The 12,877-nt window shown below is 34.4% G+C and carries 15 protein-coding genes; 14 read left to right on the top strand and 1 reads right to left on the bottom strand.

The features are described 5' to 3' along the window. The first annotated feature begins 147 nt into the window (after window positions 1–147). Window positions 148–624, top strand: a complete 477-nt coding sequence (locus tag ACSR9O_RS26635) for a GNAT family N-acetyltransferase (RefSeq protein WP_491725366.1) — start codon at window positions 148–150, stop codon at window positions 622–624. A gap of 254 nt (window positions 625–878) precedes the next feature. Beyond that, window positions 879–1,715: an aminoglycoside 6-adenylyltransferase gene (locus tag ACSR9O_RS26630; protein ID WP_491725365.1), complete on the top strand. Its 837-nt coding sequence runs from the start codon at window positions 879–881 to the stop codon at window positions 1,713–1,715. 181 nt (window positions 1,716–1,896) lie between these two features. On the opposite strand, the gene ACSR9O_RS26625 is transcribed toward ACSR9O_RS26630, so the two are convergent. Next, complete coding sequence (locus ACSR9O_RS26625; protein ID WP_491725364.1) at window positions 1,897–2,208, bottom strand: hypothetical protein; 312 nt, start codon at window positions 2,206–2,208, stop codon at window positions 1,897–1,899. An 811-nt stretch (window positions 2,209–3,019) separates the two neighbouring features. Between ACSR9O_RS26625 and ACSR9O_RS26620 the strand changes: the two genes are divergently transcribed. The 12 genes from ACSR9O_RS26620 (at window position 3,020) to ACSR9O_RS26565 (ending at window position 12,733) form a co-directional block, all read left to right on the top strand. After that, window positions 3,020–3,259 (top strand): hypothetical protein, encoded by a 240-nt coding sequence (locus ACSR9O_RS26620; RefSeq protein ID WP_101225802.1) that lies wholly within the window; start codon window positions 3,020–3,022, stop codon window positions 3,257–3,259. A gap of 116 nt (window positions 3,260–3,375) precedes the next feature. After that, window positions 3,376–5,592: a transglycosylase domain-containing protein gene (locus ACSR9O_RS26615; RefSeq protein ID WP_491725363.1), complete on the top strand. Its 2,217-nt coding sequence runs from the start codon at window positions 3,376–3,378 to the stop codon at window positions 5,590–5,592. A gap of 289 nt (window positions 5,593–5,881) precedes the next feature. Then, window positions 5,882–6,364 carry a DinB family protein gene (locus ACSR9O_RS26610; protein WP_101225804.1) on the top strand — a complete coding sequence of 161 codons (483 nt, stop codon included), beginning with the start codon at window positions 5,882–5,884 and terminating at the stop codon, window positions 6,362–6,364. Between the two features lie 208 nt (window positions 6,365–6,572). Further along, window positions 6,573–6,725, top strand: a complete 153-nt coding sequence (locus tag ACSR9O_RS26605) for a hypothetical protein (RefSeq protein WP_491725362.1) — start codon at window positions 6,573–6,575, stop codon at window positions 6,723–6,725. Between the two features lie 132 nt (window positions 6,726–6,857). Then, entirely contained in the window at window positions 6,858–7,616 is a 759-nt protein-coding gene (locus ACSR9O_RS26600; RefSeq protein WP_230178858.1) for a carbon-nitrogen hydrolase family protein, read from the top strand. A 722-nt stretch (window positions 7,617–8,338) separates the two neighbouring features. After that, entirely contained in the window at window positions 8,339–8,758 is a 420-nt protein-coding gene (locus tag ACSR9O_RS26595) for an IDEAL domain-containing protein (RefSeq protein ID WP_101225807.1), read from the top strand. Between the two features lie 172 nt (window positions 8,759–8,930). Beyond that, window positions 8,931–9,392 carry a flavodoxin gene (locus ACSR9O_RS26590; protein ID WP_260356650.1) on the top strand — a complete coding sequence of 154 codons (462 nt, stop codon included), beginning with the start codon at window positions 8,931–8,933 and terminating at the stop codon, window positions 9,390–9,392. A 36-nt stretch (window positions 9,393–9,428) separates the two neighbouring features. Beyond that, complete coding sequence (locus ACSR9O_RS26585; protein WP_230178856.1) at window positions 9,429–10,202, top strand: hypothetical protein; 774 nt, start codon at window positions 9,429–9,431, stop codon at window positions 10,200–10,202. Between the two features lie 257 nt (window positions 10,203–10,459). Continuing rightward, a complete protein-coding gene (locus ACSR9O_RS26580; protein ID WP_491725361.1) occupies window positions 10,460–11,023 on the top strand; it encodes an MOSC domain-containing protein in 564 nt (187 codons plus the stop codon). A gap of 216 nt (window positions 11,024–11,239) precedes the next feature. Then, a complete protein-coding gene (locus ACSR9O_RS26575) occupies window positions 11,240–11,734 on the top strand; it encodes a hypothetical protein (RefSeq protein ID WP_260356652.1) in 495 nt (164 codons plus the stop codon). 181 nt (window positions 11,735–11,915) lie between these two features. After that, a complete protein-coding gene (locus ACSR9O_RS26570) occupies window positions 11,916–12,317 on the top strand; it encodes a DUF6157 family protein (protein ID WP_230178854.1) in 402 nt (133 codons plus the stop codon). 209 nt (window positions 12,318–12,526) lie between these two features. After that, the gene (locus ACSR9O_RS26565) at window positions 12,527–12,733 is read left to right on the top strand and encodes a DUF6366 family protein (RefSeq protein WP_101225813.1); all 207 of its coding nucleotides are present in this window, start codon (window positions 12,527–12,529) and stop codon (window positions 12,731–12,733) included. Window positions 12,734–12,877 lie beyond the last annotated feature (144 nt).

The raw sequence follows: 12,877 nt of genomic DNA, 5'->3' as shown, positions 1-12,877 counted from the left end.
TTGAATCGAACTAATGGGTGCTTTACTTCAATAAGGGAGTTGCTTGCGCAGCTCTTTTTCTTATGGAACTAACGGGGCAGGTTAGTTCCATAAAGGGTTTTACGGTAAAATATACCTATTCTAATATAGAGAGAGGTACATTAGAAAATGATTATTATGAAATTTAAGGAAACTGATATTGAAGAAATTGTTTCTTTATTTTACGAAACAGTTCATTCAGTTAATTTGAAGGATTATTCGCAAGAACAATTAGATGTTTGGGCAACAAAAGAGGAAAAAGAATCGAAAATCAATTCGTGGAAAATTTCATTAGGTCAAAATATATCATTTGTTGCAAAAATTAATCATAAAGTAGTGGGCTTTAGTGACTTGACCTATGACGGGTACTTAGATAGACTGTTTGTTCATAAAGATTTTCAAGGTCAAGGTATAGCTTCAGCATTAGTTGATATGCTTGAAAGTGAAGCGAAAAAGCTAAACCTTTTAGAAATTTATACAGATTCAAGCATTACAGCTAAACCATTTTTTAAACATAAAGGTTACAATATTGTTCGTTCACAAACTGTTGAACGTAAAGGTGTCAAATTGACTAATTTTAAAATGAAAAAAAAATTAAAATCCTAATCTTTTTAAAGCTAACGGGTGCAATAGCAATAGATCAAGACTGTCATTCGACGGTCTTTCTTATGCAAAAAATGGAGCAGGTTAGTGATATAAATAAAATCAACTTTTATACATTATTAAGTTTTAATCTTAAAATAATTGGAGGAGTTAGGATGTCAATAATAGATCATTTTATATAACGTTGTTTATTACTAATCAGAGGACCTCCTAATAGAAATACGTATTAAGAAATTAAATATTTAGGAGGAGAAAATATGCGTTCAGAAAAAGAAATGATGGAATTGATATTACGAGTTGCCGAGAAAGATGAGAGAGTACGAGCTGTTGCATTGAATGGTTCTCGAACGAATTTTAATGTACCTAAAGATACTTTCAGAGATTATGATATTGTTTATCTTGTATCTGACTTTCAATCGTTTCTAATTAATCCTGATTGGGTAAATGTTTTTGGGAAAAGAATAATAATGCAAACACCAGAAGATATGGCAATGTTTCCACCTGAATTGGGTGGGAGATTCACCTATCTAATGTTATTTGAGGATGGTAATAGAATTGATTTAATGCTGATTCCGATTGAGGAAAAAGATACTTATTGTTCTGAAGATGGATTAACAGTAATTTTATTAGATAAAGATGGGAATATGCCTAAGCTTTCTGAACCAACAGATAAAGATTACTGGGTAAAAAAGCCTTCTGCTGAATTTTTTGCTGATTGTTGTAATGAATTTTGGTGGGTTTCAACTTATGTAGCAAAAGGGTTATGGAGACAAGAAATACTTTACGCTTATGACCATTTAAGTAGTGTAAGAGAAATGTTACTAACAATGCTTGAGTGGAAAGTTGGTATAGAAACCAATTTTTCATTGAGTGTAGGAAAAAACAGCAAGTACCTAAAGTGCTACCTTGATAACGACATTTGGGAAAGATTGATGAAAACATATCCTAATGGAGATTACGAACAAGTTTGGAATTCGTTGTTTGAAACAATTGACTTGTTTGAGCAAGTAGCTATTGAAGTAGCTAGTATTCTCGAATATCAATACCCTTCTGAAGACGCGAATAAAGTTAAACAATACCTTACTAATCATTAAACTCAATATTTGTGAAGGTATACACTTAAACTAACGGGTGCGTTAGTTCATTAACTTGGGTTGCTTCGGCAGCCTTATTCTTTATGCAACTATCGGGGCAGGTTAATTCAGTATCGTGGCATAAGGCATATATTAAACGAAAAAAAGAGACAGTGTACCACGCTGCCTCTTTTTGTATTTTTCAAATCTCATTTGGTGAAATGATTCTATGTTTTAATTCTGAATTCGAATCTAAAAAACCTATCACAATTTGATTATTTTCCGTACCTGTTATGTATCTGAAATAATCATCACCAGATATCAACAAATCGGTATCATTCGTCTTTTTTTCCATTTTGGCAAAGACATCTTCTGTGTACTCAAGGTGAAAAAAATCATCCAATCCTTTGGTTGAGCCACCTACCCAGGTATACAGAAAATCTTTCATTGTGATTTGTTCATTTTCCGATAAATGTTTCTTGAAGCGTAACTTATCTACTGTTACAGTTTTCATCTTACATCACTCCTTAACGAATACCAAGTGTATACATTGAGGTCTGAAACATCAATACTAATCCAGTAACAATCTTATTACAGTTTAGTTACTAAACTAAAGGGGCAGGTTAGTGCAATAAGTCGGGTTGAAAATCCAGCTCTCTTTTAAGTCGCTCTTGAGACATATTATTCAGCTAAGAAAAGTAAAAAATAAAAATCCATCCCTGAAAAGCTTCAAGGATGGATTCAGACAAACACCAAGATCCTTAGGGTGTCTCTTGGATAATTCTTATTATGGTCTATAGATAGGTAAGTTTTCCAGGTCATTACGTAAAACGAACATAATATATAGAAAAAGAGAATGTGCTTAAACGGGAACAAAAGTCGAAGATCCAGCTGCCATAATTGGTGGCTTTTTTATTGACTAAGGTGCAGATTTGGTCTTTATATAGAGGGGGGAATCGAGGATTAAATATTTTGCCCCCTTAATACTAAGGTTCAATTCGAATTAATATAAATGGACTGTGTAATGGACTTAAAAAAATGAAATTTTCTATACACGCTTTGATATATATCTTTTTAGGCTGTATCTATGGTATTCATGAAATATTTATAGATGGTACACAAAGGTATTTTTCAAAAATAGTAGGAATGCTATCCAGCATTTATCAACATGGGTATTTGCTTCATGTATAACGTCTTTGAAAGACAAAGCTGGTCGATAATTGCATTCTTATTCAGTATAAATTTTAAGACTATTCGCTTCAAATAAGTAGACGTGTTTCCCTACTTAAGACAATCAGAAGTTGTTCTCGAAAGGGGGATCTAATTTGAAGAAATTTATTGTTTGTTATACCTTGGATAATGATATTAAACGAGAAAAAATAATAAAAGGGCCAGATGTAAAGAAGGAAGACGTTCTAAAAGATGTATTAGATAAGATAGTACGAAGTAATTACTTTATTGCGAAAACCGACCAAGGAGAGTATAGGATAAATTCTTCCTTAATACGTTATATACAGGTTTTGAATGAAATGCATTGTTTTAAATACCATACTGATCATCAATGACTAGTGAGTAAATAAAAGGTTATTTGCATAGTTTTCTTCAATTTTATTGAGTAACTTGAATATGGGAGAGAAGATTAATGTCAGAAACGTATCGTTCTCGTCAGGAACGAAAACAAGTGGAAAAAACAAAACAAGATCAAAAAAAAGGTAAAACCCCCCCTAAAAGAAGGTCTTTCTTGAAAAAAGTTTTACTTTGGTGTTTATTATTAGGTGTTGTTTCAATTGGAATAGGGGCAGTTACGGTTGCAGCAATGATTAAGGATGCACCTGAAATAGATGCTTCAAAACTAGTCGACCCGCTTTCTACCAAATTATACGATAAAAACGGGAATTTCATTTACGAATATGGTAAAGAAAAGCGGACAAAAATTAAATATTCTCAAGTTCCAAAAATGTTGGAACATGCTTTCATTGCCACGGAGGATGCACATTTTTATGAACACAATGGCATTGATATAAAAGGAACTTCGAGAGCAATCTTCAAGAACCTAAAAGGGGATTTCGGATCTCAAGGCGGAAGTACGATTACACAGCAGGTCATTAAAAACTCCTTTTTGTCACCTCAGAAAACAATAAAGCGAAAGGTACAGGAATGGAGCTTGGCCTATCAGCTTGAGCAAAAGTATTCCAAACATCAAATCTTAATGATGTATTTAAATAAGATCTACCTTGGAGACGGGGCATATGGTGTAGCAGCTGCCGCCAAAAATTACTACGGAATCGATGCCGATCATCTAAATAAATTAACGCTTCCGGAGGCCGCTATGCTGGCGGGGCTCCCACAGAGTCCAAGTTATTACGATCCCACTGAACCCGAACATGTGAAAGCTGCAACAAATCGTCGTAATATTGTTTTAGAAGCTATGTATAAACAAGGGTATATTACGAAACAGCAATTGGAGGATGCAAAGAAGGTTCCAGTTACAGCAGGACTTGTTCCAAAAACGAAACAACAAGGAATGCCGTACGAGGCGTTTTTGGACGCTGTTGTAAAAGAAGTTGAAAGAAAGCTGAAAAATGTAGATATCAATTCGGATGGATTATCTATTTATACGACGCTAGATCCAAAAGCTCAGACCTTTGCGGACAAAATAATGAACACCGATAAGATTATTTCTTATCCAAATGACAATTTTCAAGGAGCCTTCGTATTTTTAGATACAAAAACAGGAGAAGTTCGAGCTATTGGAAGCGGTCGAAACCAATATAAAGCTTCCTTCCGAGGCAACAACTTTGCGGTTGATATTAAACGTCAACCAGGATCTACTTTCAAGCCAGTCTTTGATTATGGTCCGGCTATTGAAAATTCAAAATGGTCTACAGCACACCAAATTAATGATCATGAGATAACCTACTCAAATGGTCAATCTATTTCTAACTGGGATCATCAATATCACGGAATGTTGTCTATTAGAACAGCACTTCAATGGTCATACAATATTCCAGCACTCCTTACCCTTCAAGAAGTAGGGATGGATAAAGCACAAAACTTTGCAGAAAATCTGGGTATTACTTTTAATAATAATAAGGTGTACGAATCATATGCGATTGGAAGTAATACGGTTAATCCATTAGAGTTGGCAGGGGCATATAGTGCTTTTGGAAATAACGGTGAATACAATACACCACATTTTGTTCGTAAAGTTGTCTATCCTGATGGCAGAGTTGTTAATTTAACTCCAAAGCCAAAACGAGCTATGCATGATTACACAGCTTATTTGGTGACGGATATGTTACGGACAGTCGTAAAATCTGGTACAGGAAAAACAGCAAATGTCCTTGGACTAGATGTGGCTGGAAAAACTGGCACAACTAATTTTGACAGTAAAACCAGAGCACAATATGGATATCCGTCCGGTTCGGTAAATGATAGTTGGTTCGCTGGTTATACACCGCAATACACTATGGCGGTTTGGACTGGATATACTAAAAATGGTCCAGGTAATTATATGGATGGAAAAACAACTAAAATCTCGCACCAAATGTTTAAGGTCATGCTGGAAGCGTTTGGAACAGACCAAAGTAGCTTCCAGCAGCCTAGTGATGTATACCAGGTGAATAATGAACTGTTCATTAAAGGTGCAAATCCTGAAGAAGGTCCACCAGTTACAAAAAATAATAAAGATAAACCATTTTATATTGGTGGAAATAAAGAGGATAAAAAACATAAACAACAAGAGGAAAATAAATACCAACAAGAGGAAGAGAAGCATAAACAACAAGAGGAAAAGAAATACCAAAAGGAAGAGAAGCATAAACAACAAGAGGAAAAGAAACACAAACAAAAGGAAGAGAAGCATAAACAACAAGAGGAAAAGAAACACAAACAATAAAGATTTTTAGGATGGGATCGCATTGGTTCCATCCTTTTTTATGATACACATAAGAAAATGTGAAGGTTTCTACTTAAACTATAGGGTGCGTTAGCTGAAGATCTGAGCTGTCTTTAAGGCAGCTTTTTCTTATGGAACTAAAGGGGCAGGTTAGTTGAACAAGTAAAAGGTTTTTGTGGTGGTTATCTCGAAACTAAATGAGTAGGAAAATCATTTTAACATCAGGGAGGATGGCTGTTGTACTTAATTTAGGGATCCATATTCTAATTAGAATTGAGGAGTGAATAGAATGACCAACGTAAAAGATATTATTTCTGACCAGTTCTTAGCGAATGCTAATGACCCTAGTTGGTACAAACCATTTTCAGAATCAGTTGAAAATTTGACGGAAGAACAGGCTTTATGGAAGCCAAGCAAAGATAGTAACAGTATAGCTGAAATTGTACAACATCTGATTTATTGGAATCAAACTTGGCAAACCAGGTACGAAAAATCCAACGTAGACGCTGTATCTTCAATCGGAGATAATAATCGGAGCTTTTTAAGTACTGAATATATGTGCTTTAACGATTTGAAAAAAATCTTATTAGAAGTCCTTTTAAAGTGGGAAGGGTTATTAACTAATGAAAAAATAGAAAGTGATGTTATAGGTTTTCCTGAAAAAGTTAAGTGGTGGCAAATTCTTGGAAATGCAACTACCCATAATGCATATCATATCGGTCAAATTATTTATATAAGGAAACTGCAAAACAGTTGGAAGGCGAATGCATGAGAAGTTGACTTAGCTGCTAATTGGAACTTTTCGCTAGAATGGATTGCTGCGGCAATCCTTTTTTCTTCATCAACTAAAGGGGCAGCATTCCTGTAATGAACGAATCGGTTTATTTATGCAAAGCCAACTAAGTTTGTGAATAAGTACACTTAAACTAACGGGTGCGTTAGCTGAAGTTCGGAACTGTCTTTAAGGCAGTTTTTTCTTTATGCAACTAAAGGGCAGTTTAGTTCAACAAGAAAAATTGGCTCATAATGATTGTTGTTCTCATGGTGGTATTTTTATTGAAAATGTTATCTGTGAATTATTGGAATATGATTGGTATAAAAAAACTATTCAACTAATAGGTGCTTTACTGTAATGCAGAGGTTGCTACCGCAGCCTTTTTCTAATGGAACTAACGGGGCATGATAGTTGAACAAGCAAATCAATGTCTATGCTACAATTATTACAAGCGTAGCCATTAATATAAGTTGATGTTTGGGAGTTCACTATGGGAAAAATAAAAATAGCTTTATTACACCTATTGCCTATCGCTGGTGATGTGGAGTATAACCAAAAACTAATTGAACAAGCCATTCATATAGCATCAAATAATAATGCCGAATGGATTATAACACCCGAACTATGTGTTAGCGGACTTCAATTCAATCATAAGATTGGGACTGGATGGATTAACCGGCAACCTGATGCTTGGATGGGTAATTTGAGCCGTAAACTAAAGAGTTTGAAAAGCACTGTATTTTTGGGTTGCCCTGAAAAAGGCAGTAACGGAGAATTGTATAATTCTGTGTTTGTCATAGATAAACAAGGTCATTTATTAGGCAAACAGAGAAAAATAAGTGTTATTGATGATTGGTCAGCATCAGGGGATGTATTAGAGCCAATAAAAACAGACAATGTTGAGGTTGGTATTATGATTTGTGCAGACGCCTATCCCAAAGATATTGCTTACAGCTTAGTTGAAAAAGGAGCAGAAATATTAATTGCACCGTCTTCCTGGGGTCCCGGATTACACGGTCCAGAGGGAGAATGGGAACAAAGGTCATTAGAAACAGGACTGCCCGTATTTGTCTGTAATCGTACTGGAGAAGACGAAACTGTCCGTTTTTGGGATGCAGAAAGCATGATCATAAAAAATGGAGTACGCCTTTTGACACATAAATCAAAACAATCAGCCATCCTTACTTTTGAATGGGATTTACAAAGCATGGAATTAATATCCCCTCATTTCGATATCGATTACATATAATGAGTACATACTAATATACTACACTCTTGTTGAATTAAAGGGTGCTTAGCTAAAGATCGAAGCTGCCTTTAAGGCAGCTTTTCTTTATGTAATTATAGGGGCAATTTTTATTGCCGATATTATCTTCAGAATAAAGTACAGGCTACTGGAATCAATCTAATCACCTCCTTATTTGCATGAGGGCAATTGATAAAATTCGATATAATATTATGGATTTTATATCTTTTGAATAGTTTCACATGTATCCAGATAAATAGCATGAGAAATTTGAGTGAAACAAATGAGGGGCTTAAATGAACCAAGCTAGTGTTAATAACTACGGAAAAAAAACTTTAGGACTATGATTGTCCAATATTCATATTGTACAAATTACGAGCTTACCAGAATATTTCAGTAAGATGCTTTTACTGACGGAACGATTATATAATCTAGATGGATAAAAACTGATTGACATTGATAATCATTATCATTATTATATAAAGTAATATTTGATATTGATAATCATTTTCAATTAATACTCTTGCAAATTCCTATTCCCTGTCAATAAATATTAAAAGGCGTCAACATATTGAATAAACAGTTTTGGATCAGGAAGAAAAATGAAAATAGTTCAACCTTAAAAGAATAGAAAGGTAAGTCTGACAAAAAACAGTCAACTGACTAAGTTAGCGATAACAAATAAAATTCAATAAATATTGAATATGGGTGGAGGAGGAACATCTGTGGATAAAAATTTTATAATATTGGAACAATTTCAGCATCAAGTAAGCTGCTGCTGTCCTGGGCAAAAGCACCAACATATGATTGAGTTCCTTCAAGGTGATGTTTGGACAATTACAAACGAGCGGAAGTATGTTGATTGCTTGGGATGGCACTTTTTAATAGATATCAATAACGAGTTTCAGTTTTTTATGCATGTGGAAGATATTGAGGAACTGTATTCCAAGGGAAGCATTTGCTCCATTTTGGATTTGAATCTAAAAATTAACCATTTAAGCTTTAAAATAAACGAAGCCCTAGATGCACATGATAGGCAGTCGTTTCTTTCATTTGCCGATGAACTGAGTAACGTACAGAAAATAAAGAATAAAATCAACACTGGAGATTTACATGCTTTTTGGGAAAACACGACAATTTTATGAACATATTCAATAAAGATGCAATTGACTTTTATATTTTAAAAACATCGATACCTATCTTTTTTGCTAATAGGTGTGGAAATTCAATTTCACCAAATTTAAATTAAAGGTGATAATGCTGCTGAGTAGTTTGAATTTTTACTAATAATCATCAGTGTTGGAAGGGGAACTTATCATGTCTAAAATCATTATGATTTTTGCCAGTATGAGTGGAAATACAGAAGAAATGGCGGATATCATTATAGAAGGAATCACAGAAATCAGTGATGTGAATATCGAAAAGATAGATATCATGGAAGGTCCTGAAGCCTCCATACTTGGAGAGTACGATGGTATCTTATTAGGTGCATATACGTGGGGAGACGGAGAATTACCGGATGATTTTTTAGACTTTTATGAGGAAATGGATCATATTGATTTAACTGGCAAGAAAGCAGCGGTGTTTGGATCCTGCGATTCCTCTTACTCACAATATGGTGCGGCCGTAGATATTTTGTCCGAAAAATTAAGGGAACAGGGTGCTGATATCGTCCTGGAAGGGTTAAAAGTAGAATTAAACCCAGATGATGAGGATATCAAAAACTGCCGAAATTTCGGGAGGGATTTTATAAAGAATAGTCTTGTCTTTTCAATATAGAATTAGCTATTTTATGAGGAAAGAGAGGTGAGGGGAATGATGGGTAAGGAACATCGGATTTCCATTGCTACTTTAACTGATTACCATTTACAAGATTTTATAAGATGTCCTTATCAATTTTACTTTCATCATATAGAAGGAAAAATCACAACTCGATTGGATTGGAGGAAAATAGTTCAAGCTGTTGTTAATCAAGTTGTAAGCCGCTATTATAAACTGCCTCCAATATGTCAGACATCTAAGAAAGTTATGGAGTTAATAGATGATCATTGGAGTGCCATTGATGTACGTCAGTTCGAGTCAAGGAGTCATTATTATATGGCTCTTGCTAATATAACTGACCATTTACTCCGATTTTTAACTTCCAAAAAAATTCAAAATCCACCTTTATTTTTATATGAAAAGTTTAACATCAATATTGAGGAGTTGGGGACCGAACTCTCCTTGACTTTTGAAGTAGCAGAATGGTCAAGCGGCTCATACATCATAAAAAAATATGTAGTTGATACACACGAAGAAATGAACTTATTATTTACTAATATGATTTCGGTGTTTTGTGAAAGGGCATTTGGTCAATTACCGGCAAGAATAGAGATTTTCTCGCTTATGGAAGGCAAAATAGAAACTTATATTCCAACCATGAATGATGTTTCGGATGGATTGGAATACCTCAACATAATCAAGAATCTTTTACAAGAACCAAAAAAGTATTTGAAAACAAATTCTTTACTGGTTTGCAAAAGCTGCTCTTATCAAAAAAGGTGTTATGACGGTAATAATACAAACCAAGAAATGGCGAATTTTCAATAATTTTATATATGTTCAGAAAACCTTGGATTATATCAGGTTATGGACAAAAGCATACATACAGATCAAGGTTGTTCCAATACTTATCTCTTAGTATATAAAAGGTGTGTATAAGGATGGATTACAAGATTGGTGCAAAAAAGATTCTAATTGAGCTTACTAAGGGAGGTTGCTGAGGCAGCCTTTTTCTTTTTGGCTCTTTCTAGGCAGGATAGTTGAATAAAGATATCAAATATAAGTATTGGGGGAGTTGAAAGAAAATGAATGACGAAAATATCGGCTCGGCTAGCGGAGTAGTAATAGCTGTAAGTAAAAGTGATAAACACACATTCAGCAAGGAAAATTGCAATAGTATAAAACTGTTGAAGGGTTTGGGCGTTGAAGGAGATGCCCATTCGGGTAAAACTGTTAAGCATCGTTCACGTGTAGCGCAGAATCCAAATCAACCTAACCTGCGGCAAGTTCACCTAATCCACTCAGAATTATTAGATGAATTGAAAGACAGGTTTAATGTTTCAACTGGACAAATGGGTGAAAATATTACCACAAAAGGTATCGATCTGCTTGAATTACCGAATGATTCGTTACTATTTATTGGGGAAACAGCAGTTATTAAAGTAACAGGCCTACGAAATCCATGTGCCCAGATTGATCAATTTAAATCAGGACTTATGAACGCTGTTTTGGACCGGGATCTGCATGGGAACTTGATACGTAAAGCAGGAATAATGAGCATAGTTTTGGAAAGTGGTGTGGTTCACCCCGGGGACCTGGTTAGAATTCAATTACCACCGTTACCTCATACACCACTTGAGAGGGTATAGTGTTTTCAATAGAACTGTTTTTATTTTCTTTAAAACAATTAGGGGGTTGCTGAGGCAGCCTTTTTCATATGCATTTAAAAGAAATTCGTTTGAAATATAGGTAAATTATGGTAATCTAAAATTAGAGGTGATTACTTGAGGAGATTCTTTGTTTTTATTAGCCTATTTGCTTTATTCTTTTTATCAGCTTGTTCATCAAATCCTTCTCTGGAACTAGTGGATGCGAAAGTTGATATTGTTAAAGATAAAAGTTTAGTTGGTGCAATTGGGATAACTGAAGGGGAAAGAAAGGGAGATGAGCTGATCCCGACAGCTTTATTTTATGAATTCACCATTAAAAATACAGGTAATAAAACAGCAGATATTGAAGAAGTTGATAAAGGAATTGAACTTAAGATTGAGCCCAAAGACAAATTAAAAGCCGTGTCGGAAGACGTAATAGGCTTCAATATTTATGATCCTGAAGATTATAACGGGAGTGGTGTAGGGTTCGGTCATTCATTTTTACCGGTTCTTAATCCTGATCAAAAGGGTGAGTATACTCTTAACTACGATTTAGGTGTAAGTGAAGAAAATTCGCAAGTTCCACTGCTGGTACCTTCAAATGAAAAATTAGCTAAACTTAAAGAGTATGCATTTGATGCTTTTTTAGTTGTGACAATTGATAATCAAGAAATAGCAAGATTTGACCTGAGTAAACTTAAAAACTAACGGGTGCTTTTTGAAGGTGGATTTAAAAGGTAAATTAAACTTGGTTCTGATAAAATTTGTTTGAAGGAAGGTTGCTGAGGCAGCCTTTTTCTTATGGCACTAAAGGAGCGGGATAGCGGAAGTAAGCAATGGAATGATATGGTATATAGATAAGCAAACTGCTGAATAAGGAGGTTATTATATGAGTTATAAGAACACACTTATTACCATTTCAGAGGATTCAAAAGTTACTTCAGCAAAGGTACCTGTCATAAAAAACGAAAAACCCACAATTGCTTATATTGAACATGATTTAATTAACAATAACCCATATAAATTTACACAAGAAGACGTCCAATTTAAAACTTTTTTAATCAAGAGTCAAATAGAAGAGGAAAATACAGCTGAACTTCGAGAACAGTTCTTTTCAAAACCCAAGGCATGCTTCAGAGCTTCTCCTTTGGTGAAAAATTATGGTTGGGGAATTCATTATGATAATCAAGGGAAAATTTCCATATATGATGTTAACAGTAAAATGTATAACCAATTGCTTAAGCAAGCTGACATTACAAAACTTAAAGGTATGCGTTCTAAAAGAAAATAAATACAAAATTACTTTTATATACGGGGCAGGTTAGAATGCGTAAGAGATTGTATTATAAATACAAGGGGGGATATATAGAAATGATGAAAAAAAGTAAACAAAATGCTGAACATTACATATGGGGAGATAATTGTGATGGGAGTTTAGTGTAAAAAGGTATAGAATAACAGAATATTTCCAACAGAACCTATTCATAGGGGGTGCTTAGTTTGAATAATCACAATGAAACGCCTGAAGAGAAAAGAGAGAGATTAAGACAAGAAGAACTTAAAAAAAATCCAATAGGTACATTAAAAGATGGATTTAATGGAAATGGCAATTTAGCAGACTTAGTTGGTGGTTTAGGTTGGAAAGGAATGGGGATATTAATTGTTGTTTTAATAGTTGGATATGTTTTATATAAACTGTTTTTTTAAAGATGTTACTTAACCTTCTTCAACTAAAGGGTACTTACTTCATATCACGAGCTGATCAGCATCTCCTTTTCTTATTAGTAACATAAGTACCTTTCAGAAATAATGAAAATATAAAAAAACTTGGCGTGATCAACAATATTTAAA

The sequence above is a fragment of the Peribacillus sp. B65 genome (assembly GCF_058513295.1).
This window is presented reverse-complemented; position numbering and strand designations above follow the sequence as displayed.

Excerpts from the sequence above, each read along its gene's own strand:
- ACSR9O_RS26635 (WP_491725366.1), top strand. The coding sequence starts at position 148 with ATGATTATTATGAAATTTAAGGAAACTGATATTGAAGAAATTGTTTCT.
- ACSR9O_RS26630 (WP_491725365.1), top strand. The coding sequence starts at position 879 with ATGCGTTCAGAAAAAGAAATGATGGAATTGATATTACGAGTTGCCGAG.
- ACSR9O_RS26625 (WP_491725364.1), bottom strand. The coding sequence starts at position 2,208 with ATGAAAACTGTAACAGTAGATAAGTTACGCTTCAAGAAACATTTATCG.
- ACSR9O_RS26610 (WP_101225804.1), top strand. The coding sequence starts at position 5,882 with ATGACCAACGTAAAAGATATTATTTCTGACCAGTTCTTAGCGAATGCT.
- ACSR9O_RS26605 (WP_491725362.1), top strand. The coding sequence starts at position 6,573 with ATGCAACTAAAGGGCAGTTTAGTTCAACAAGAAAAATTGGCTCATAAT.
- ACSR9O_RS26600 (WP_230178858.1), top strand. The coding sequence starts at position 6,858 with ATGGGAAAAATAAAAATAGCTTTATTACACCTATTGCCTATCGCTGGT.
- ACSR9O_RS26590 (WP_260356650.1), top strand. The coding sequence starts at position 8,931 with ATGTCTAAAATCATTATGATTTTTGCCAGTATGAGTGGAAATACAGAA.
- ACSR9O_RS26585 (WP_230178856.1), top strand. The coding sequence starts at position 9,429 with ATGATGGGTAAGGAACATCGGATTTCCATTGCTACTTTAACTGATTAC.
- ACSR9O_RS26580 (WP_491725361.1), top strand. The coding sequence starts at position 10,460 with ATGAATGACGAAAATATCGGCTCGGCTAGCGGAGTAGTAATAGCTGTA.
- ACSR9O_RS26570 (WP_230178854.1), top strand. The coding sequence starts at position 11,916 with ATGAGTTATAAGAACACACTTATTACCATTTCAGAGGATTCAAAAGTT.